Genomic DNA, 20,296 nt, shown 5'->3' on the forward strand with positions numbered 1-20,296 from the left:
CAAAAGCCCCACACCGCCGAACCGCTTGGCATGGGGCTTTCCTGGTGGGTAAGGGTGTCCATTTGGAGACGCTGTCCAACTGGACCCCTGTCGGGCAACGCCCGCGTCGCCAAGCACGATAAACCGGTCGATGATTTCGAATTCACGTCGGACGGCGTTGCCGAGGTCGAGGTATTGCTCGCAGGTAATGGGCTGATGCTGTGATCCATGCCAGTTGACGGTCAGCGATTCCCAAAGGCTGAGTGGCGCTGAATAAGAAGCCCGCCCGATGGGAGCCGAACCGAACCCGCTGCCGAATCCACCCGGGGGCGAAGCCCTCCGGCCAGACAGGGGGTCCGGGGGCGAAGCCCTCCGGGGTGGGGGGTGGGGGTTCCACCCCCACAAAACACGACGAAACGAGCAACGGCTCACGCTCTTCGTGAGCATGAGCCGCTGGCGAGTGAAGTGCGCCCGAAGGGATTCGAACCCCTAACCTTCTGATCCGTAGTCAGATGCTCTATCCGTTGAGCTACGGGCGCATGCTTGTGTTCAGTTATATAGCCCGGCGAACCGGGGTGTGGCGGAGGCGAGAGGATTTGAACCTCCGGTCCCCGTGAAGGGACAACTCATTAGCAGTGAGTCCCATTCGGCCGCTCTGGCACGCCTCCTGGAGCCTTCTCTTCGAGGGCACCGGTCCTTTCGAACCGCCGAACAGGAAGGTTACAGTAGCCGACGTCCAGATCGCAAAACGCCAGGTAATCACCGAAGATTGCTGTCGAACCAGTCGAAAATCCGGGTCTGGGAATCGATGAGATCGAAGTCGTCGTCGTCGCCGGGTCGGTCGGCGCGGTGGTGCAGGCCCGGATAGGTCACGACGAGGCTGGCGACTGCGGCGCGGGCGGTGGCGTCGCGGAGTTGATCAACTTGGCTGGGTGGGGTGTCCGGGTCGTCGGAGCCGAAGAGCCCGAGCCATGGCGCCTGCAGATCGGGGGCCGCGCGGATGAGGGCATTGGCCTCGTCGGTGAGCGGTTCGACGATGCCGGCTGCGGCGACGCTGACCGCGGCACCGACGGGGCGATTGGTCGCCACCAGGAAGGCCGCGGTGCCCGCATGGTCGAAGCCGAGCACGCCGATGCAGTCCGGGAAGACACCGCGGCGGGTGAGCCAGTCGAAGCAGGCGTCGAAATCGTCGAAGAGCTCGTCGCCGAAAACCTCGTTCGCCGGCTCGCCGTCGATGCGATGGAACAGATCGGGCGCGACTACCGTCCAACCCTCGGTCGCCAGGGCTTTCATGAGTTCCAGCAATGGCCCGGTGAACTCCCGGGCTTCGTGCAGCATCACGATGCCGCCGCGCGCATTGCCTTCCGGCTCGGCGACCGTGATGGGTACCTGTGCGCTGGCGGTCCGAGGCCGATCGTCGGTCGATTGTTGTGGGTGCGAACCGGAAATGATCTCGTCGCGACTACGTAGCGGCGCAATATCGTCGTAAATGCCCGACATGAAACAAGGGTAGGTGGATCTGCTGATCTTCGCGAGAAATTGCACGTGAGCGGCCCTGACGCGCAGATTTTCCGGTACCCGGCATATGGTTGAACGGTGACAGCGCACATCCGGCCGGACCTCGATTCGATCCCGGCGTACGTCCCCGGCCGCAACCATCCCGGCGCGGTCAAGCTCGCCAGCAACGAGACCACCTTCGGTCCGCTCCCGTCCGCCGCGAAGGCCATTGCCGAGGCCGCGGAACTGGCGAACCGCTATCCGGATAATCAGGTCACCGAGCTGCGCGCGGCCCTCGCGGACTTCCTCGGCGTCTCCTCGGCGAACGTCGCGGTCGGGTGCGGCAGCGTCGCGCTGTGTCAGGAACTGGTGCAGATCACCTGTGACGCACCGACCGACGAGGTGCTGTTCGCTTGGCGCTCCTTCGAGGCGTATCCGATCGTCACCCAGGTCGGAAATGCGACCTCCGTGCAGGTGCCGCTCACCCCGGAGCATGTGCACGATCTGGATGCGATGGTCGCCGCGGTCACCGAGCGCACCAAGCTGATCTTCGTCTGCAACCCGAACAACCCGACCGGCACCGCGGTCGGCGAGGCCGAGCTGGTCCGCTTCCTGGACGCGGTCCCGCGGCACGTGCTGATCGTGTTGGACGAGGCCTACTTCGAATATATGCGGCTCACCCCGGAGCAGCGCCCGAATGGTGTCGAGTTGGGCCGGAATCGGCCGAATGTCGTTGTGCTGCGGACCTTCTCCAAGGCGTACGGTCTGGCGGGGCTGCGCGCGGGTTATGCGGTCAGCGATCCGGCGGTGATCACCGCGCTGATGAAGGTACACATCCCGTTCAGCGTTAACCGGGTCGTGCAGGCCGCCGCGATCGCCTCGCTGGAGGCGCGGCACGAACTGCTCGACCGCACCGACGGTCTCGTCGTCGAACGCGATCGGATCCGCGACGCACTGCTCGCCGCGGGCTACGAGGTGCCGCCGAGTGAGTCGAACTTCCTGTGGCTGCCGCTGGGCGAGCGCAGCGCTGAATACGGCGAGGTGAGCGCGGAGGCAGGGGTGCTGTTGCGGCCGTACGGCACCGATGGCGTACGGGTGACCGCCGGTGAGCCGCACGAGAACGAGCAGTTCCTGCGGTTCGCGACCGATCCGGATGTGTTGGCGCGCTTCGGAATCGGCTAAAGACCCAACGCCCGCGATATCGTCGGCCACGACAAACCCAACTCATCGGCCCAGTACGGCCACGAATGCGTCCCGGTCGCCCGGAAGTTCGCGGTCACCGGAATCGCGAGCGCGGTGAGCCGATCGGCCAGCCTGCGGGTGCAGGCATTTGTCGCGGCCTCCAGCGGACCGCCGAATCCGATGGTGCTGACCACATCCGGGTTGTTCGGGGTGTCATATTTACCGGGCAGTCCGCTGCCGACCGACAGATAGATCGCCTTGCCGCGCAACGCTTCCGCGTGCAGCAGTACATCATGGTCCAGCCAGGCGGGATCGTGCTGATCGCCGAACATATTGTCCGGCCCGCCACGATAGGTCGCGATCACCGCGCGAGCCTGTGCCTGCCCGAGATCGGTTCCCATGGAGAAACACCCGCTGTGCGCCGCTATCGCCGTGTACAGCTTCGGCTGCCGGAAGGCCAGCATCATCGCGGCCTCGGCGCCCATGGAGACGCCCATGACGGCATTGCGCCCGTTGCCGTTGAATTTCGCGTCGATAAGCGGCGGCAGTTCCTTCGTCAGGAAGGTTTCCCACATATTGGTGCCGAGCACCGGGTCCGGGCGCTGCCAGTCGGTGTAGAAGCTGGCTGGTCCGCCGACCGTCAGCACCACGTTCACGTCTTTGTCTTCGAAGAATTTGTCCGCGTGTCCGAGCTCGGTCCAGTTGTTGCTCTCCGCCTCGGCGCTGCGCCCGTCGAGCATGTAGACGGTCGGGCGCGGATGGTTCTGCTCACGTGGCAGCAACACCTGCACCTCGACGGCGCGACTCATCGCGGGTGAGTTCACCCACACCCGCAGCCACCGGTCGTTGACGGGCACGATCCGATCGATCGAAGCGTGCGTCACGCCGGGGACGATGGGCTCCGCGGGGGAGGGACCATCCGCCGAACCGGTATTCGGGCGGGGCTGATCGCCCGGCGCTGCTAGCACCTGGGGTGGGCCGAACATCGCCGCACCGGCAATCAGTGCGACGCTAACTATGGCGCTGGATACCCAACGCCGCACCTCGCGCCGAGACAGCATGCCGCCCATCCTGCCAGAAATGCGAAAGTGGGCGCGCCAGGAGGAGGCACTGGTGCCTGGCGGATTCCGAACAGGCATTACGGCGAATTCAGGCACACGGCCAGCACACCGGTCTTAGGCTGCTGTGCGGGCGTTTTCAGGCGTCGATTGGGACGAGCATGATCGTGCACAGCAAACGGCAGCACTCAGGTCATGCTGCTGTGCGCGTGCTCGGCAAACCGACAGCCTGCGCGACCCCGCTTCCTGAACCGTCTGTCGCATGCGGGTTCTCCGCAACGCGGAGGCTACCGCGCGGACCTCCGGCGTAGCCCGGTGTCAGCTGCGCCCTGTGCGCGAAATTCTCTGCTCGATCAATGCCTGTCTGTTTAGCCGCAGTACCTCGTGCCCGACCGGAGAACACCGTGAATCAAGCGTTACCTGTCATGCCGCTCGAAAGCACCGCTGACACAAAACCTTTCGGACTCGATCTGAAAAGGCGGATGCGGGAGTGCGATGAGTTCTTCCGACTGCCCGAACTCGCGCATCTATCCGCGCAGCGCCGCCGCGCCGCATTGGAGCAACTCCAACAAACCGGCAGCTACGTGCAGACCGCCGAGGAAATCCTCATCGGCGCCAAGCTCGCATGGCGCAACCACGCCCGCTGCGTCGGGCGAAAACACTGGCGATCACTGAAATTGCTCGACGCACGGCGAGTGCGTTCGGCCCGCGACTTGGCCGAGGTGTGCTGGCAGCACCTGCATATGGCGACCAACGGCGGCGCCATCCAATCGATGATCACCGTCGGACCACCGCGCTAGGCCGACGGCCGCGAATTCCGCATCGTCAGCCCACAACTCATCCGCTACGCCGGCTATCGCAACGGCGACGGCACGGTAACCGGCGATCCGGCCAATATCGCGATCACCGAATTCGCCATGAAGCTCGGCTGGCGCGGCGCGGGCACGCCCTTCGACATCCTGCCGGTGCTCATCAGCACACCGGACGAGCCGATCCGCTGGTTCGACGTCCCGCCCGAACTGGCCCGCGAGGTCGAACTCGAGCACCCCGAATTCGACTGGTTCGCCGGACTCGACCTGAAGTGGCATGCGCTGCCAGCTGTTTCGAATATGAACCTGGAAGTCGGCGGTATCACCTATCCGTTCGCACCGTTCAACGGCTGGTACATGGGAGCCGAAATCGGCGCACGCAATCTCAGTGACACGACCCGCTACAACATGCTGCCGCTCATCGCCGAAATGATGTGCCTGGATACCCGACACGAGCGTTCACTGTGGCGCGATCAGGCGCTGGTCGAATTGAATCGCGCTGTGCTGCACAGCTTTCGGAAGGCCGGAGTGTATATCGTCGACCATCACACGGTCGCCAAGCAGTTCTGCGACCATGTCAGTCGCGAGCAGGCCGCGGGTCGCAAATGTCCGACCGATTGGAGCTGGATCAATCCGCCGATTTCATCGGGTGTGACCCCGACCTTCCACCGCTACTACGACGAACCCGAGCCGGAGCTGCGCCCGAATTTCGTGCGGCGGGACTTCGGCGGGGAAGGCGAGATCTGATCTTCGTTCGGCAGCGGTGGTGAGGTTGATGGACAAGAATGAGGCCATGGCACGGCGTTCCATGGGCTCGCAATGGGAAGAATTCGGCGCGCATCTGGAAGGTGCGCCAGGGCGGCTGCCGGTCGAGGTGCGGCGGTCGATTCGGGCGCGGGCTTCGGGGGAAGATGGGGCGGCCGGGGTCCCCGATGATCTCGTCGACTTCGTCGAGCTGGTTGCCGAACGCTCGTATCGGCTCACCGAAAAGAACATCACGATGCTGGCCGAGGCGGGTCGCAGCGACGACGAGATCTTCGAGGCGGCCGTGGTCGCGGCCTATGGTGCCGCCGATCGACTGCTGCGTGCCGCCCGCCGTTCGTGGGAGGGTCGGTAGAAATGTGGCTCGACGCAGTCGAATCCGGCCAAGAACTCCCGGCCCGAATCATGTTCGCGACCATGCAGCGGTTGGGCCGTACCGAGGTTCCCGCGGTCATGAAGGTCATCTGCTATCGCCACCGCTACTTCGGCACCCCGCTATCCGACCTCATCCAGGACGCCATGCGCGGACCGTCCTGCTGGACCGTCGCCGAACGCGAAATCTTCGCGACCAGGGTCTCGCAGTCCAATGAATGCCCCTTCTGCCAGTCCGCCCACCGCGGTATCGCGGGCGCTTACATCGCCGAAAACCTGGTCGATGAAGCACTGGCAGACGGCGACAACTCACCCCTGCGCCCCGAAGCCCACGCCATGCTCGAATTCGTCGGAAAGATGGTCCGCGACCCCGACGGCCTCACCCCCGGCGACGCCGATAAAGTCCGCGAGGCCGGAGTCACCGCCGAAGCTTTCGACGAAGCCGTCTGGGTAGCAACCCTTTTCAACGTCATCAACCGAGTTATGAATACCGTGGGGGCCGAAGCGCTCGAAGCCGGCCAAGCCCGAGTCGGCGCCCGCTTCATCAAGGCCTTCGGCTACCGAACCCCACCCCCGGTGCGCTACCTTTCCCGCGGCGCTCGAGAACCAAGCGGTTTCGAGCATGCTTGACCGTCACTCGGGAGATGTGCCGGGTTGGGCCTGCGGCCCTGAAATAGCTTCGGCACTTCGGCTCAGGCCGACGCTGCGGTGATCAGCGCACGCACCGCCTCGCCCGTTAACGCTTGGTCGGCCGAATGCCGAACGCTGTGCCGTAGCGCCCGATCCCACGCGGCTGGCCACCGTCAGTCGAGGGTGTTATCGAGTCGCGGGGGCAACTGACTCGCTGCTGGTGCGTGTGTGGGCGGCGCGCTGAATGGACCCGCAGCGCAGTCCGGGATCGTGACGAAAGTCTGACGGCGTGGGCGGGTTGCGGCGAATATCGAGGTGTTGGCAGCAGAATCAGCGGCATGACCTCACTAAACGACGGAGTGGGTAGCGGGCGGGTCGGGCACTGCGATCTGGGGTGGTGGTGACATGCGTGTGCTACTGACGGGGGCTGCGGGGTTTATCGGGGCCCGGGTGCATCGGGAGCTGGTGCGGGCGGGGCATGAGGTGGTGGCGGCTGATTTGATGTTGCCTGCGGCGCACGGGGTTGGCGCGGTTGTTCCGGAGGACGTGCGGTTGGTCGATGTGCGGGATGCGGCTGCGCTGGATTCGGTGTTGCGGGGGATTGATGTGGTTTGTCATCAGGCGGCGGTCGTGGGTGCAGGGGTGAGTGCGCAGGATGCGCCCGCTTACGCGAGCCATAACGACCTGGGGACCGCGGTTTTATTGGCGGCGATGGATCGGGCTGGGTGTCGGCGGCTGGTGTTGGCTTCGTCGATGGTGGTTTATGGGGAGGGGCGGTATCGCGGGGCTCGGGCCGTCGAGGTCGGGGTGCGCCGACGCGGGGATCTCGAGAACGGGATGTTCGAACATCGGGATCCGGATTCGGATGAGGCTTTGAATTGGGTGCCGGTGCCGGAGCATGCGCCGTTGCGGCCGCGGAGCCTCTATGCGGCGGCGAAAGTGGCGCAGGAGCACTACGCGTCCGCGTGGGCGGCGGTAACCGAATCCGGGGTCACCGCGTTGCGTTATCACAATGTTTATGGCCCCGATATGCCAAGGGATACACCGTATTCCGGAGTCGCCGCGATCTTCCGATCCGCGCTGGAAGCGGGCGAGCCGCCGCAGGTTTTCGAAGATGGCAGGCAGGCGAGGGATTTCGTACACGTCAGCGATATCGCGGCGGCGAATCTCGCGGCGGTCGAATATGCGCATACCGGGTTCGTTCCGCTCAATATCGCCTCGGGACGTCCGATCACCATCGGCGCGGTCGCCAGCGCCTTGGCCGCGACGCGCGGTGGCCCTGAACCGGTGATCACCGGACGCTATCGCCCCGGCGATGTGCGGCATATCGTCGCGAGCCCCGAACAGGCACAACGCATTCTGGGATTCACCGCGCAGGTGGATCCACTCGACGGCCTTGCCGAGTTCGCGTTCGCACCGCTGCGCGCGGTTGCGGGGGCGGGCGCGCCGGTGGCGTAATTCAGTTTCCGCTGAGCGGTAGTCGAACTTCGAAGCGGCAGCCCTGCTCTCGGTTCTCGGCGCTGATATCACCGTGGTGGGCTTCGACCAGACCCGCAGCGATCGCGAGCCCCATACCGCTCCCGGAGGACACACCGTCGGAGGCGACAGGGGAGCGAGCGGCGGTACCGCGGTAGGCGACTTCGAATATTCGTGGCAGATCGGCCTCGGAGATGCCGGGGCCGGTGTCGTCGACGCGTGCCCAAGCCTGACCGTTGGAGGTACCTGCGGATATCGCGACCTGGCCACCGGGTGGGGTGTGGGCGATCGCGTTGGAGACGAGGTTGGTCAGCACACGGCCGAGGGCGCGATCACTCGCCGCGACAACGATTTCGGAGTCGGGTTGTTCGGCATGCAGGAGGACTTCGGCACGTTCGGCATTCGGTCGGTTGGCGGCCAGTACCTCATCGATCAACTCGCGCAGATCGACCGGCTCCAGCTCCAAACGCAACGCACCCGCATTGATCTTCGACATTTCGAACAGGTCATCGACCATGACCGACAGCCGATCCGTTTCGCGCACAATCTGTTCCGCGTAACGTGCCACGTCGTCGGTGCCGGTGACTACGCCGTCGGACAGGCCCTCGGCCATCGCGCGGATACCGGCCAGCGGGGTCCGCAGGTCGTGGCTCACCCAAGCGACGAGTTCGCGGCGTGAGTGTTCCGCCATCCGCTCCTGTTCGCGGATCTGCTTCTCCCAGACCGTCTTTCGGGCCTGCTCTCGGCCGAGTAGCAGGGCGGCGGGCACGGTGACCGCCGCGACGACCGCGAGCACGACCGCCGTGCGCTCGAGTTCATCGGTGAACATCAATCCGCTGACCCCGATAATGCCTGCCAGCGTGGACAGCGTCGGGATCAGCACCAGCACCGCCATGCTCGCGGTCATGGAGCGATTGCTGGTGGTGCGCAGGATCGTCGCGCCGATGGCGACGATCGGAAGCGAACACGCCAGCGCGTAGCCGATCAACTGGAGGGTGTTCTCAGGCACTGGATTCTCCATTCCGGCCCCAGATATAGCCGCGGCCCCAGACTGTCTCGATTCGGTGCCGGGCACCGAGTTTCGCCCGCAGACGCTTGATATGCACGGTGACGGTGGACAGGTCACCGAAATCCCAGCCCCACACCTTGGCCAGCAGTTCCTCCCTGCTGAACACCTGGTGCGGATGACGCAGCAGGAAGACGAGCAGATCGTATTCGCGCGCGGTCAGGTCGACCGGCCTGCCGTCCACCAGCACCGACTGCGAACCCGGTCGCACCTCGACCGCACCGTCGCGCAGGACCTCCGTACTCGGCTGCCTCGGCGCCTGCGAACGCCGCAGCACCGAGGCGACCCGCAGCGCGAGCTCGCGGGCGCTGAACGGCTTGGTGACGTAATCGTCGGCGCCCGCTTCCAGCCCGAGCACACGATCGTCCTCGTCGCCGAGCGCGGTGAGCAGGATGATCGGGGTGTCCGGGCGTGGGCCGGAACGCACCGCGCGGCAGATTTCGATGCCGTCGGGGGCGGGCATCATCACGTCCAGGACGGCCAGCTCGATGGGGTCGCCGGTGGGTTCGGTGAGTTGTGCCAGGGTCGAGATGCCATCCGAGGTTTCCACGACGGTGAGCCCGTCGCGTTCGAGGTAGCGTCGCACCACATCACGAACCAGCGGGTCATCGTCGGCGATCAGAATGCACATGGATTACCAATTCGTCAGGATCGTGTGGGCGAGTACGAGGGTGCCCAGCGCTTGCAGAAATAGCCAGACGCGGGTGCTGGACCGTGGCAGAAACGCGGTCGCGGCGAGTAGCCAGAGGTCGAACGGCAGCCAGATGCGCTCGGTCTCCGCCTTGCTCAGGCCACTGAGGTCTGCCACCAATATCGCGCACAATGCCGCCGCCACCAAGAGCGCGGTCGCATCGAATGGTCTGCGCAGCGCGCTCGGTAGACCGGCGGCGGTGGCCAGGCCGACCGCGCAGACGGTGGCGGCGAGATTCGCCCAGACCCAGTACGCGTACGGACGCTCGGCGGCGATGCCCTGGTAGTACCGCTCGACCACCAGGTGATAGCCATCCAGCCACCAGAAGCCGGCCAACGTGAAGGCTGACACGACGATCAGCGCGCCGAGCGCGGCAGGCAGCAGCGGCCGGAGGGTTCGGCCCGCGATCAGGACCGCGAGGGCGGGAACGACCATGATCACGAGGCCGTAGCTGAGATAGCTGCCGAGCCCGAACAGCACACCAGAGCCAACGGCGACCAACGGCCGTCGGACCGCGATAGCCAGCAGTGCCACCGCCCATGCTGTGACACCCGCGAACATGGCGTCCGCCGAAACCGCGATCCACACCGCAGCGGGCGCTATCGTCAAGAACGGCAATGCCTGTCGTGCTCGATCCTCGGCACCGAGCGCGCGCAGGGTGACCGCGACCGCGACGATCGCACTGGATCCGATTAGTAGACAAGCCAGTCCCGCCCATGCGCCGCCGCGCAGGCCGATGCGATCGAGTAGGACGAAGAACAGCAGCGCGCCGGGTGGATGCCCGGAGACGTGGGTCGTCCAGGAATCCGGTTGGAAATCCAGAATGCGGTCGGAGAACCCGCGCAGCATGGCCGGAATATCGCGGACGGCGGGGACCTCGTACAGATATTCGTGGCCGTCGGTGAGTCTTGCGGCGAATCCGCGCTGCCAGCCGTCGATCATGGCCAAGGCGAAAGCCCATGCCATAGCAGCCACCCAAGACACCGTGAGCAGTCGCCGCCAAGGCAGCCACTGCGCCATTGCTGGACCGAATCGGATAACCAGTATCGCGATCGCGATGGCCGGTACCGAACCCCAGCCGACGTGCGGCAACCAGTTGCCGAAGATGGGGGCTGATCCCGCGTAAAGTTTGCTCCGCCACTGTTCGCTGGCAATTCGCGGGACCAGGAATGCTGCCAGAGTGAGCACTGCGGCAATACCTGCTCCCAGATACTCGCCACGTATCCGGCCGCGTGGGGATGTCGGGGCCTCCGTCACGTCATGCACGAACCTCACGATAAGGCCGCATCACGCGGAAAACCTGTGCTCGAGCGGTTCTGAACATGGATGTCACTGTTTCGTCACCAGTTTTTCGGCCTCGATTCGGCCGGGCTGACATAGCGTCGGAAAGGTGACCGAGACCCTCCACAACCCGGACGGCGTGACCGTTGTCATCCCGTGCCGAGACGAAGCTGAGGCGTTGCCAGATGTGCTCGCGGCCATCCCGGCAGGGTTCCATGTGCTGGTCGTGGACAATGGCTCGACCGACGCGACGGCCGAAGTGGCCCGCCGATGCGGCGCCGCTGTCGTATCCGAGGTGCGGCCCGGGTACGGGGCTGCCGTGCAAGCCGGGATTGCCTCGACCAGAACGGATTTGGTCGCCTTTCTCGATGGTGACGGATCGATGGACCCGAGCGAGTTGCCGCCGCTGGTCGAATTGGTGCGTGCGGGTGCCGATTTGGCGGTCGGACGGCGTAAGCCGGTGCGTCGGGGGGTATGGCCGTGGCATGCGCGGCTCGGCAATCTGGTTATCGCCGGGCGGTTGCGTCGCCGATACGGACTGCCCGTGCACGATATCGGTGCCATGCGCGTGGCCCGCCGCACCGCTTTGCTTTCCCTCGGACCGCTGCACACGCGCTCCGGCTATCCGCTGCAATTGTTGATCGGCGCGGCAGGCGCGGGGTGGCGCGTGGTCGAGCGTGATATCGCTTATCGGCCACGGGCGGGCGGTGTTTCGAAGGTATCGGGATCGTGGCTCGGCACCCTGCGCGCGACCCGCGACTTCCTGGCGGTGCTGCGATGAACTACTTTCGACCCTCGCCCGTCGCCGCGACACTGCTCGTGCTTGCCAAGGCTCCGATTGCTGGGCTCGCCAAAACTCGTCTGACACCGCCGCTTTCGCCCCGTGACGCCGCCCGAGTCGCTGCGGCATCGCTGCTGGATACCTTGGAATCGATGTCGCGGAGTCCGGTCGCACACCACATCGTCGCGTTCACCGGTGAACTCGCGGATGCCGAGTGTGCGGATGAAGTAGCAAGGGCACTAACTGGTTTCGAGGTGATCCCGCAGCGCGGCGCATCTTTTGGTGAGCGCCTGGCCAATGCACACGCCGATGCCGCGCGGTACGGGCTGCCGGTTTTGCAGATCGGCATGGACACACCGCAGATCGGTCCGGAGGTGCTGAGCTGGGCCGCCCGCGAGCTGGTATTGCGCGGCGACGCACTGCTCGGCCCCGCTGACGATGGCGGCTGGTGGGCGCTCGGGCTGCCGACACCACAGGCCGCGCGCACACTCGTCGACGTTCCCATGTCGACTGATCGAACCGGCGAGCTCACCCGAGATGCCGTGCGGCACTGCGAGCTTCGCGTGCGCTCGCTGCCGCGCTACAACGATGTCGACACCTTCGCCGACGCACTCCAGGTGGCACGCGAATCCGACGGGCGGTTCGCGCGCCTGATTCAGCAGCTGCACCACGCCCTGCTGGCACACCGATGAGCGATATCTTCGATCTCGCGCTGGCGGGTGAGGACTGCTGGGTGCGCGATGCGGACGGACGGCGTCATCCGCTGCGCACCCGGCGCTGGCTGGGCTTCGACGATGCCGACCGTCCGGCCGATGTAGCGCTGACCTGCTGCTGTGATGGACCGACGCTGGATCTTGGGTGTGGTCCGGGGCGGTTGGTGGCAGCATTGCTGCGCCGCGGGATCATCGCACTGGGGGTCGATATCTCGCCGATGGCCGTGGCTACCACCAGATTTCGCGGTGCGCCCGCATTGCAGCGGGACCTGTTCGGGCCATTGCCCGGCTCTGGCCGTTGGTCTTACGCGATTCTCGCGGACGGCAATATCGGGATCGGTGGTGACCCGGTCCGCCTGCTGACCCGAGCGGGCGAGCTCCTTGCCCGCGATGGCATCGCGGTGGTCGAATTCGCTCGTCCCGGTGTCGGTGTAGTGACGAATCCGATTCGGCTGGAGACGAGAAACCGAGTGGGGGAATGGTTTCCGTGGGCGCGCGTGGGGATAGATCGGGCCGAAGAATTGGCTGCGGCGGCCGGGTTCCGCATGGTGGCGGCAATGGAGGTGTCCGGTCGGCATATTGCCTGGTTGAGATCGGGAAGTAGTAGGTGGGCGTCATGACGACCGCGCGTGGACCCGAGGTCGCGAGTCGAATAGGGATGGCTCTGGGCAGCGCGATACTGCTCTGTTTCATCACCGGTTTGCTGAGTCACTGGATTCAGCATCCGCCGAGCTGGTTCTGGTGGCCTGCCCATCCCGCGTGGATGTATCGGGTCACCCAAGGCACCCATGTGATCTCGGGTGTCGTAGCGATCCCGCTGCTGCTGGTGAAGCTCTGGGCGGTGTACCCCAGACTGTTTCAGCGTCCGATCATCGGTTCACCGTTGCGGATCCTCGAACGTGGTTCCATCGCGATCCTGGTCGGCGCTGTCATCTTCCAACTGTCGACCGGCCTCCTCAATATCGCCCAGTACTACCCGTGGAAGTTCTTCTTCCCCACCGCGCACTACGCTATGGCCTATCTTGCCGCCGGTGCGCTAGCGGTGCATTTGGCCGTCAAACTGCCTGTCATTCGTGACGCGCTGCAACGTCCGCTGACGGAATCCGAGGTCGGGTCTCCCACCAGACCGCGCACTGGGCTGCGGACCGGAGCGGTTGCGGTGTCCGAGACGAAGGTCGGGAGCGGTAGGGCCGACGAAACCGATTCCCGGCCGCATATTTCACGGCGCGCGGTGTTGACCGGCACGGGCATTGCCGCTGTCGCAGCGGGTTTGGCCGTTGCCGGGCAGACGATCCCATTCCTGCGCTGGGCCGCCGTGCTCGCACCGCGCAGTGGGCGTGGGCCGCAGGGGGTTCCGGTCAATCGATCCGCTGCGGCCGCGGGGATCGGTGAGCGGGCGAGCGACCCCGGATACCGGTTGACGGTGACGATAGGTGATCGGAAGCGCCAGTTCACCAGAAACGAACTGCTTTCCCTGCCGCAAACTCGGGCCAGTCTGCCGATTGCGTGCGTCGAAGGATGGAGTGCCGGAGCAGACTGGTCCGGCGTGCGCCTGTTGGATCTGCTCACGGCGGCCGGGGGCTATTCCGGTGGCGATATCCGATTCCGCTCGCTGGAGCAGACCGGCATCTACGGCAGTTCGATTCTCCCGCAACGTCATGCGGTCGACGACAGCACGCTGGTCGCCCTGACCATCAATGGTGAAACCCTCGATCTCGACCATGGCTACCCCTGCCGTCTAATCGCCGCCAACCGGCCCGGCGTCCTGCAAACGAAATGGCTGTCCGAAATCGAGGTGCTGCCATGATCGCGGCCCGCATTGTGCTGCTGCTCGTCGGCATCTGGCTCGGCTGGTTTGGCATCAGCGCGTTATTCCACCTGCCCCCAACAGATCTCACTTCTGCCGTGATCTGGTTCGCGGGCGGAATCCTGCTCCACGATGCGGTATTCGCCCCGATCTGCGCCGCAATCGGACTTACGGCACGCCATCTCCTACCGCGCACGTGGTGGGCCGTCACCGCCTGCGGTGCGATCTGCTCGGTCGCCCTGGTGCTGATCGCCCTCCCGGTCCTGGATCGTCGCAACGCCATGCCGAGTAACCCGACGGTCCTCGACCGCAACTACACCCTCGGACTGGTAGCCGCCTTGATCCTCGTTTGGTTGCTGGTCTTCATCGCACACGCCGTGTCGAACCGATCCGGTCGAGGGCATGCGCCCAACCAGAAACCAGGCCTGCAACAGGCGAAGATCAGGCGTGGAGGCGCATCGTAGCCGGGGGCTTCTCTACAGGCTCCGTGCAACAGCGACATCTGCTTGGGCGACAGCTTCACCGAACCGCGTGCACTGCCGGTCCCGTCGCAGCACGCGAGAAGACTGCAGTGCGGAGCTGCGCACCTCGCGATGCTATTTCCACGAGGGAAGAGTAGGCAGCGCGCCGCTCAGCTCCGCACCTTCGGAACGGCCGAGCAGCCACGCGAGCACGGCGGAAGCGGGCCCGCTGACGGCGTGGTCAGCAGACCCACCCCCAACAGTCGCCGTGAAGCCCGTATCAGTGGTTCGGACCTCGAAAGCAGCCGCAGGATCAGCCTCAGCAGCAATCCCTTTCGTCAGATCCGCAACGGCGCGCGGAAGTAACCGAGCAACGAAATCAGCTGGCCAGTCACCAGGTTGGTAGCCAGCCGCCAAATCGACATGGTGGATCTCCACCTCTTGTAGCCGCATCCAAATGACCTCGGTCGCCGGAATAGGCCGCCCCTGCCTGGTCCGAACGGTCGCGGTCCACGCATCCTCGGGAATTGCCTCGGCGAGCGCCAGCCAGCGATCAGCCGCCGCTTCGTTATCGGCCAACTGCTCGGCAAGCGGCCGCGGCGCACCCGCCTCGATATCGGCATCCCGGATGAACATGCTCGCGTACTGCGGTGTTTCGATCCCGGTCCGCGCCCAGAGCAACAAATTGACCAGGCTGTCGGCGTTGCGCGCAAGGTGTGCGAGCAGATGTCCCCGCGTCCACCCGGGCAGCAGCGACGGCACTGTCACGTCATCGTCCAGCCCACGGATGGTGTCGAGCAGACGTTTCGTCGCCGCGGCGACAGTTTCGAGCTGAACGGTGGTCTCCGGCGCGTCGCTGGTCACCCGATCGACATTAGCGATCCGAGCCCGGAACCGTCGCACAAATTGCGTCGGCCTCGATCTCCACCAGCAGTGCGGGGGTGATCAGCGCCTTGATCTCGTACATCGACGCGGCCGGGCGGATATCGCCGAATACCTCGGCGTGCGCCTTCGCGACCTCGGGCCAGCGCGCGATATCGGTGACGAAGATCCGCGTCCGAACAACATCGGCAAAGCTCGCACCCGCCTCGGTGAGCGCAGTGCCGATGCGGCGCAATGCTTCTCGGGCCTGCTCACCGATATCGTCACCGCCGACGGCGTTCCCGCCGGGCAGCGAGGCCGTGGTGCCGCTGACGGCGACCGTATTGCCGACCCGAACCGCCCGCGAGTAGCCGACGATATCCTCGAACTCCGATCCCGACGCGATATTCATCCGATCACCCATGGCGAAAGCATGACATCAACTGGTCATTTGGACGTAGGGCTTTTGTCGGAGATGTGCGGTAGGCAGACATCGTGAAAGCGCACCCTCGTATCACCGCGGTCGCCGTCCTCTGTGTGGGCGTGCTGGCCGCAGGCTGCTCGTCCTCGGACACCAAGGCCGACTTCACCGTGGCCAAGGACCAGCCGCTGGTGATCTCCCTGGACGACCTGCTGGCCGCCACCGGTGGCACCGCCGCCGTGACGATCGCCGATCCGGAACACGGCACACTGACCCGCCGCCTCGACGGCGCGCTGGTCTACCAGCCGAAGCCGGGTTATAGCGGCACCGACGAGCTGAAGGTCACCACCACCGACGCGGTTCGCCTTTACACCACCGACATTCCATCGCTCGGCGAATTCGGTGGCACTACCGTGCAGGCCAGCGGTTACGGCTCCGCATGGACGCCGGTACCGGGCACACCGGGCGAGTTCTACGGACTCACCGACCGCGGCCCCAACGTGGACGGTCCCGGCAAGAACGAGAAGCTGACCCCGACACCGGGTTTCGTACCCAGGATCGGTCGATTCAAGCTGATCGGCAATCGCGCGGTCCTGCAATCGACGATCGATCTGCACACCGCCAGCGGCACCCCGTTCAACGGCCAGGTCGACATCGCCGCGAGCACCGGCGAAACCATCAGGGACCTCGCCGGAAATATCCTGCCGCCCACCGACCATGGCCTCGACCCCGAGGGACTGGTCGCCCTGCCGGACGGCACCTTCTGGATCAGCGACGAATACGGCCCATTCCTGGTGCATTTCGACGCCAAGGGTTCCGAAATCGAGCGATTCGCGCCGGGATCAGTTCTGCCCAAAGAACTTTCGCTGCGCACCCCGAACCAGGGTATGGAGGGCCTGACCATCACACCCGACGGTGGCACCCTCGTCGGCGTCGTACAGAGCGCCCTGAAAACCCCCGGTCTCGACGGTTCGGCCAAGGACGTGCCGATGACCCGCATCGTCGCCGTCGACCTGAAGACCAAGGCGGTCAAGGAATTCATACTCCCGCTGCAGGATCCCAAGCGCACCAAAGTCGCAGACTCCGAGATCACCGCGCTGAGCGCCACCACCTTCCTGGTCGACGAACGCGACGGCGAGTTGCCCCCGAAGGCCGACAAGAAACTGTGGACAATCGATATCTCCGCTGCCACCGACGTCGGTCCGGATTCGAAGGTCCCCGGCGCACAATACGATCCGGAACGAGGCGGCCTCCAGGTCGAGGGCAAGCCGCTGGAAACCCTGGTCGGCCCCGTTTCGACGAATGACGCAACCGCGGCACTGAAGAAGGTGGGCATCACCCCGGCCGCCAAGACCGCGAACCTGGATTTCGCCGCCCTGGTCACCAGCTTGAACGCCGACGGCAAGTTTTTCGGTCACGATAAGATCGAGGGCGTCGCCACGCTCGACGGCGGCAAAACCCTCTACATCGCCAATGACAGCGATTTCGGCCTCGCCGCCGGCAAGGGCGACCAGCCACCCTTCGGCCTGAAGCCCAAGACGCTGCCCAACGGTCTGCCGGACACCGGCGAAATCCTCGAGATCGACACCACCGAACTGCCCGCGAAACTCGACACCCACACGGTCGAGATCGAAGTCGACTAACCCGAATCGCTCTCGACCCATTCGCGGCCTTCCAGAATCACCGCGGCCGCCAATGTGATCAGCCACAGCGACATCGATCCGACCTGGATCCGCTGGGCGATGCCGAGCGCGTAATTGCCGGTCAGGTTGTCGGCGACCAACATCCACACGGTCGCCGCCGACCCGATCACCAGCACCACCACACCGGCCTCGCGCAGAATCCGCCAGCGGTGATACCGGAAGGCGGCCACGCTGAACGCGAAGGTCGCGACGGCGATAGCGGTGACCGCGATGGTGCTGGTCAGCGCGTGCGGCTGATGCAATTGCGGGAACAGTTCGCTGCCACCGCCGCCGCATTCGGCTTTGTCCTGCGGGGTGCAATCATGCAGTGGGAGCAGCACATCGCCGATGGTCGCGGCGCCGAAGCAGAACAGCGCGATCCAGCCGATGGTGGTGAATCTGCGACGCGGAAATAACAGCAGCCCGGCGATCGCGGCGGGCATCAGCAATACTCCGACGATCTTGTCGGCGGTCGCGAACAACTCGCGATGTGGTTTGCCCTCGGCATCGAGCTCACTGAGGAACGAGTTGACCGGATCGACGTCGATCTTCAGTACGAACTCCAGCAACCACGACGAATAGCAGAGTCCGGCGATCGCGATCGCGACCGCGATGAGCCCGCAGGCCACCCGGACGTGGCGTTCGGCGAGCGTCCGGCTATCAGTCACTGGATCATTCTCCGCCTCCTGGTTGGTCCGGTGTTCAACAGTAGGTGCGGGTGTCCGCACCGACAGGTCTTCCACACACCTCATTACCAACTCGAACACAGGCTTCTGTCAGGTCCGTCGGCGATGGTTGGTAGAACTGAGGAGGTCCCCATGATCGGAATCACAACGGCCATCGCCGGAATGCTGGTGCTGACGGTAATGGCGGTGTCGGGCTATCTGGCCGCACACGCGCCTCGCACGCTGGTTCGGGTGCGAGAGCGCCGCTAGCGACTGCTTGCAGGTCGCTCGAAAGGGTCGGCTAGCGACTGCTTGCAGGTCGCTCGAAAAGGTCGGCTAGCGACTGCTTGCAGGTCGCTCGAAAGGGTCAGCTAGCGCCGCGCGGCCAATACGGCCTGGATCCGGTCGGCCGCCACAGTGGCGTCCTCGTGTTCCCACACTCGGATCACCAGCCAGCCCGCGGCCGCCATTGCCGCATCGGTGGCCCGGTCACGGGCCACATTTCCAGTCAATTTGTCTGCCCACCACTGTGCGTTGTTCTTCGGATCGGTCGCGTGCTGCGGGCACCGATGCCAGAAACATCCGTCCACATACACCGCAACGCGCAGCCGGGGAAACACCAGATCCGCCCGCCGACGCTGCCCGCGTACGGGCGCACGATCGACGAAATAGCGCAATCCGCGCCGATGTAATTCCCGGCGCAGCGCGAGTTCGGGCCGGGTACCGCTGCGCCGCTGGCGGGCCATCCGCGCACTGGTCGCGGCATCGGTGAGCGGACGCCGAGCCGGGTTCATGACGTCGGTAACCTCATGCCGCCCAGCCGCCCATCCGGTCGAGATGACTCTCCACATCGGCCAGAAATCCGGGCGGGAACCGTAGATTGCCCATTCCGGTGCGGCGTAGGAACCCGGCAGTCGCCCGCGCCGAGAGCAGCCGCGAATCGGTGAGGAAATGGTGCAAGTCCTCGTATGGCTCGTGCACCGGCCAAGTCGAAACCGGCACCCGATAGGCGCTGCCCGCGCGACCCCACGCGGCAACCGGCCACGGCCGTCCCGCCGGCAACGGCTCATCACCCGGAATCGGGTCCAGCGGTTCGGCCAGCCGGGCGCCGACCCAGGAGGCCATCCGCACACTCACCGCATTCCCGATCAGCTTCCACCGGTGCCCGTGCCGAATTCCGGGCACCGTGGTCGCCGGTTCGGTCCAGTCGGCGTCGAAGCCCTGCAGCCGCTCACCGTCGATGATGCCCGGCGTCACGATCTCGCCCGATGGCAACCGAACCGCGGGCGGACTCGCGATGCCCAGCGCCGAACCGCCTTTGAGCGTCGGGATCGCATTCACCGCCCAGCCGAGCCCCCGCACACCCTCGGTCCAGTAGAAGCCGCACGGATCCTGTTCCGGGTCACCGAGATCGAGCTGTCCGGCATCGTCGGCGAACAGCACCCGGCGCGGATCCTCGGTGCGCGAGGCCAGCATCAGCACCCGCTGACGGCGCTGTGGCAGCCCGAACGCGCGCGCATCCACCACCCGGTATGCCCAGGTGTAGCCGAGCTCCTCCAGCGCGTTCGTGATGTGTCGCATGGCCGCCCCGCGGCCCAGCTGCAGCATGAACGGCACATTCTCGATCAGCAGCCAGCGTGGCCCACGCTGACGGCGCACCAGCCGGAACACCTCGTCCACAAGACCTGAGCGCTTACCGGTGATGCCCGCGGTGCGTCCGGCCTGCGACAGGTCCTGGCAGGGAAATCCGGCGGCGACCAGCTCGGTACCGGCGGGTAGGGCACGCAGCCGAGTGATGTCGGCCTGCAACGGAACTCCGGGAAAGCGCGCGGCGAGCACCGCCTGCGCACCGGGATCGATCTCGCACAGCAGCTCGGTGTGCCAGCCGTGGTCGCCAAGGCCGAGCTCCAGCCCGCCGATACCGGCGAACAGCCCGACCATCCGCCCGCCCGTCACAGTCATCCCTTCTCGCGGTTGCTCGCGGATCGCTCGGACCTCACCAGCACTGCGTATCCGCTCAGCAGGTTACTCGAGCAGTAGCTGCGACGACCAGCGACGGCCACGGTAGTGTGTCGAGCACCTGATCCGGCCGGATGCGCGAC

20 protein-coding genes, 2 tRNA genes and 1 pseudogene are annotated in these 20,296 nt (G+C 65.4%); 11 read left to right on the forward strand and 12 right to left on the reverse strand.

Annotated features, from left to right (window positions below):
* Positions 1-445: 445 nt before the first annotated feature.
* From ACIBI6_RS39130 to ACIBI6_RS39140, 3 genes are all read right to left on the reverse strand, one after another.
* Positions 446-518: transfer RNA gene (locus ACIBI6_RS39130), tRNA-Arg, on the reverse strand.
* 39 nt (positions 519-557) lie between these two features.
* Positions 558-647 (reverse strand) — tRNA-Ser (locus tag ACIBI6_RS39135).
* A 91-nt stretch (positions 648-738) separates the two neighbouring features.
* A complete protein-coding gene (locus tag ACIBI6_RS39140; protein ID WP_396960098.1) occupies positions 739-1,479 on the reverse strand; it encodes a dienelactone hydrolase family protein in 741 nt (246 codons plus the stop codon).
* Positions 1,480-1,575: 96 nt separating this feature from the next.
* Between ACIBI6_RS39140 and hisC the strand changes: the two genes are divergently transcribed.
* A complete protein-coding gene (hisC, locus tag ACIBI6_RS39145) occupies positions 1,576-2,658 on the forward strand; it encodes a histidinol-phosphate transaminase (protein ID WP_396960100.1) in 1,083 nt (360 codons plus the stop codon).
* Here hisC and ACIBI6_RS39150 read toward each other — a convergent pair.
* Complete coding sequence (locus ACIBI6_RS39150; protein ID WP_364357024.1) at positions 2,655-3,719, reverse strand: alpha/beta hydrolase family protein; 1,065 nt, start codon at positions 3,717-3,719, stop codon at positions 2,655-2,657. The two genes, hisC and ACIBI6_RS39150, sit on opposite strands and share 4 nt — an antisense overlap.
* Before the next feature lie 422 nt (positions 3,720-4,141).
* Here ACIBI6_RS39150 and ACIBI6_RS39155 point away from each other — a divergent pair.
* The 4 genes and pseudogenes from ACIBI6_RS39155 (at position 4,142) to ACIBI6_RS39170 (ending at position 7,747) form a co-directional block, all read left to right on the forward strand.
* Positions 4,142-5,272, forward strand: a pseudogene (locus ACIBI6_RS39155) (nitric oxide synthase oxygenase).
* 28 nt (positions 5,273-5,300) lie between these two features.
* Entirely contained in the window at positions 5,301-5,642 is a 342-nt protein-coding gene (locus ACIBI6_RS39160) for a hypothetical protein (protein ID WP_396960103.1), read from the forward strand.
* Between the two features lie 2 nt (positions 5,643-5,644).
* Complete coding sequence (locus ACIBI6_RS39165) at positions 5,645-6,289, forward strand: carboxymuconolactone decarboxylase family protein (protein ID WP_396960105.1); 645 nt, start codon at positions 5,645-5,647, stop codon at positions 6,287-6,289.
* A 405-nt stretch (positions 6,290-6,694) separates the two neighbouring features.
* Entirely contained in the window at positions 6,695-7,747 is a 1,053-nt protein-coding gene (locus ACIBI6_RS39170; RefSeq protein ID WP_396960107.1) for an NAD-dependent epimerase/dehydratase family protein, read from the forward strand.
* 1 nt (position 7,748) lies between these two features.
* Here the strand turns inward: ACIBI6_RS39170 and ACIBI6_RS39175 are convergent, their stop codons facing one another.
* Genes ACIBI6_RS39175 through ACIBI6_RS39185 form a run of 3 tightly spaced genes read right to left on the reverse strand, consistent with a single transcriptional unit; the run spans position 7,749 to position 10,788 of the window.
* On the reverse strand, positions 7,749-8,774 hold the full coding sequence (locus ACIBI6_RS39175; protein ID WP_364357009.1) for a HAMP domain-containing sensor histidine kinase: 1,026 nt from the start codon (positions 8,772-8,774) through the stop codon (positions 7,749-7,751).
* On the reverse strand, positions 8,767-9,462 hold the full coding sequence (locus tag ACIBI6_RS39180; RefSeq protein ID WP_396960109.1) for a response regulator transcription factor: 696 nt from the start codon (positions 9,460-9,462) through the stop codon (positions 8,767-8,769). The genes ACIBI6_RS39175 and ACIBI6_RS39180 overlap by 8 nt, the downstream gene beginning before the upstream one ends.
* Positions 9,463-9,465: 3 nt before the next feature.
* Positions 9,466-10,788 carry a hypothetical protein gene (locus tag ACIBI6_RS39185; RefSeq protein WP_396960111.1) on the reverse strand — a complete coding sequence of 441 codons (1,323 nt, stop codon included), beginning with the start codon at positions 10,786-10,788 and terminating at the stop codon, positions 9,466-9,468.
* A 124-nt stretch (positions 10,789-10,912) separates the two neighbouring features.
* Between ACIBI6_RS39185 and ACIBI6_RS39190 the strand changes: the two genes are divergently transcribed.
* From ACIBI6_RS39190 to ACIBI6_RS39210, 5 genes are read left to right on the forward strand one after another with little or no spacing between them, the layout of a single operon-like run.
* Positions 10,913-11,584, forward strand: a complete 672-nt coding sequence (locus ACIBI6_RS39190; protein ID WP_364357003.1) for a glycosyltransferase family 2 protein — start codon at positions 10,913-10,915, stop codon at positions 11,582-11,584.
* Complete coding sequence (locus tag ACIBI6_RS39195; protein ID WP_396960114.1) at positions 11,581-12,276, forward strand: DUF2064 domain-containing protein; 696 nt, start codon at positions 11,581-11,583, stop codon at positions 12,274-12,276. Before ACIBI6_RS39190 ends, ACIBI6_RS39195 begins: the two co-directional genes overlap by 4 nt.
* Positions 12,273-12,917 carry a class I SAM-dependent methyltransferase gene (locus ACIBI6_RS39200; protein ID WP_364356997.1) on the forward strand — a complete coding sequence of 215 codons (645 nt, stop codon included), beginning with the start codon at positions 12,273-12,275 and terminating at the stop codon, positions 12,915-12,917. The genes ACIBI6_RS39195 and ACIBI6_RS39200 overlap by 4 nt, the downstream gene beginning before the upstream one ends.
* On the forward strand, positions 12,914-14,104 hold the full coding sequence (locus ACIBI6_RS39205; protein WP_396960116.1) for a molybdopterin-dependent oxidoreductase: 1,191 nt from the start codon (positions 12,914-12,916) through the stop codon (positions 14,102-14,104). The genes ACIBI6_RS39200 and ACIBI6_RS39205 overlap by 4 nt, the downstream gene beginning before the upstream one ends.
* Positions 14,101-14,568, forward strand: coding sequence for a hypothetical protein (locus ACIBI6_RS39210; RefSeq protein WP_364356991.1), 468 nt, complete (start codon positions 14,101-14,103; stop codon positions 14,566-14,568). The genes ACIBI6_RS39205 and ACIBI6_RS39210 overlap by 4 nt, the downstream gene beginning before the upstream one ends.
* Before the next feature lie 132 nt (positions 14,569-14,700).
* Here the strand turns inward: ACIBI6_RS39210 and ACIBI6_RS39215 are convergent, their stop codons facing one another.
* Positions 14,701-15,429, reverse strand: coding sequence for a maleylpyruvate isomerase family mycothiol-dependent enzyme (locus ACIBI6_RS39215; RefSeq protein ID WP_364356988.1), 729 nt, complete (start codon positions 15,427-15,429; stop codon positions 14,701-14,703).
* Positions 15,430-15,439: 10 nt separating this feature from the next.
* Positions 15,440-15,850 (reverse strand): RidA family protein, encoded by a 411-nt coding sequence (locus tag ACIBI6_RS39220; RefSeq protein ID WP_364356985.1) that lies wholly within the window; start codon positions 15,848-15,850, stop codon positions 15,440-15,442.
* 71 nt (positions 15,851-15,921) lie between these two features.
* Between ACIBI6_RS39220 and ACIBI6_RS39225 the strand changes: the two genes are divergently transcribed.
* Positions 15,922-17,490, forward strand: a complete 1,569-nt coding sequence (locus ACIBI6_RS39225; protein ID WP_396960120.1) for an esterase-like activity of phytase family protein — start codon at positions 15,922-15,924, stop codon at positions 17,488-17,490.
* On the opposite strand, the gene ACIBI6_RS39230 is transcribed toward ACIBI6_RS39225, so the two are convergent.
* The 3 genes from ACIBI6_RS39230 to ACIBI6_RS39240 form a co-directional block, all read right to left on the reverse strand.
* Entirely contained in the window at positions 17,487-18,197 is a 711-nt protein-coding gene (locus ACIBI6_RS39230) for a DUF998 domain-containing protein (RefSeq protein WP_364356979.1), read from the reverse strand. The genes ACIBI6_RS39225 and ACIBI6_RS39230 overlap by 4 nt on opposite strands.
* Positions 18,198-18,565: 368 nt before the next feature.
* Positions 18,566-18,988: a very short patch repair endonuclease gene (locus ACIBI6_RS39235; RefSeq protein WP_364356976.1), complete on the reverse strand. Its 423-nt coding sequence runs from the start codon at positions 18,986-18,988 to the stop codon at positions 18,566-18,568.
* Between the two features lie 13 nt (positions 18,989-19,001).
* Positions 19,002-20,156: a DNA (cytosine-5-)-methyltransferase gene (locus ACIBI6_RS39240; RefSeq protein ID WP_364356973.1), complete on the reverse strand. Its 1,155-nt coding sequence runs from the start codon at positions 20,154-20,156 to the stop codon at positions 19,002-19,004.
* Positions 20,157-20,296 lie beyond the last annotated feature (140 nt).

The sequence above is a fragment of the Nocardia sp. NPDC050412 genome, assembly GCF_044458825.1.
Taxonomy (GTDB): Bacteria; Actinomycetota; Actinomycetes; order Mycobacteriales; family Mycobacteriaceae; genus Nocardia.

Coding starts and splice junctions, on each gene's coding strand:
- ACIBI6_RS39140 (WP_396960098.1), bottom strand. CDS start 1,479: ATGTCGGGCATTTACGACGATATTGCGCCGCTACGTAGTCGCGACGAG.
- ACIBI6_RS39150 (WP_364357024.1), bottom strand. CDS start 3,719: ATGCTGTCTCGGCGCGAGGTGCGGCGTTGGGTATCCAGCGCCATAGTT.
- ACIBI6_RS39160 (WP_396960103.1), top strand. CDS start 5,301: ATGGACAAGAATGAGGCCATGGCACGGCGTTCCATGGGCTCGCAATGG.
- ACIBI6_RS39165 (WP_396960105.1), top strand. CDS start 5,645: ATGTGGCTCGACGCAGTCGAATCCGGCCAAGAACTCCCGGCCCGAATC.
- ACIBI6_RS39170 (WP_396960107.1), top strand. CDS start 6,695: ATGCGTGTGCTACTGACGGGGGCTGCGGGGTTTATCGGGGCCCGGGTG.
- ACIBI6_RS39180 (WP_396960109.1), bottom strand. CDS start 9,462: ATGTGCATTCTGATCGCCGACGATGACCCGCTGGTTCGTGATGTGGTG.
- ACIBI6_RS39195 (WP_396960114.1), top strand. CDS start 11,581: ATGAACTACTTTCGACCCTCGCCCGTCGCCGCGACACTGCTCGTGCTT.
- ACIBI6_RS39200 (WP_364356997.1), top strand. CDS start 12,273: ATGAGCGATATCTTCGATCTCGCGCTGGCGGGTGAGGACTGCTGGGTG.
- ACIBI6_RS39205 (WP_396960116.1), top strand. CDS start 12,914: ATGACGACCGCGCGTGGACCCGAGGTCGCGAGTCGAATAGGGATGGCT.
- ACIBI6_RS39210 (WP_364356991.1), top strand. CDS start 14,101: ATGATCGCGGCCCGCATTGTGCTGCTGCTCGTCGGCATCTGGCTCGGC.
- ACIBI6_RS39220 (WP_364356985.1), bottom strand. CDS start 15,850: ATGGGTGATCGGATGAATATCGCGTCGGGATCGGAGTTCGAGGATATC.
- ACIBI6_RS39235 (WP_364356976.1), bottom strand. CDS start 18,988: ATGAACCCGGCTCGGCGTCCGCTCACCGATGCCGCGACCAGTGCGCGG.
- ACIBI6_RS39240 (WP_364356973.1), bottom strand. CDS start 20,156: ATGACTGTGACGGGCGGGCGGATGGTCGGGCTGTTCGCCGGTATCGGC.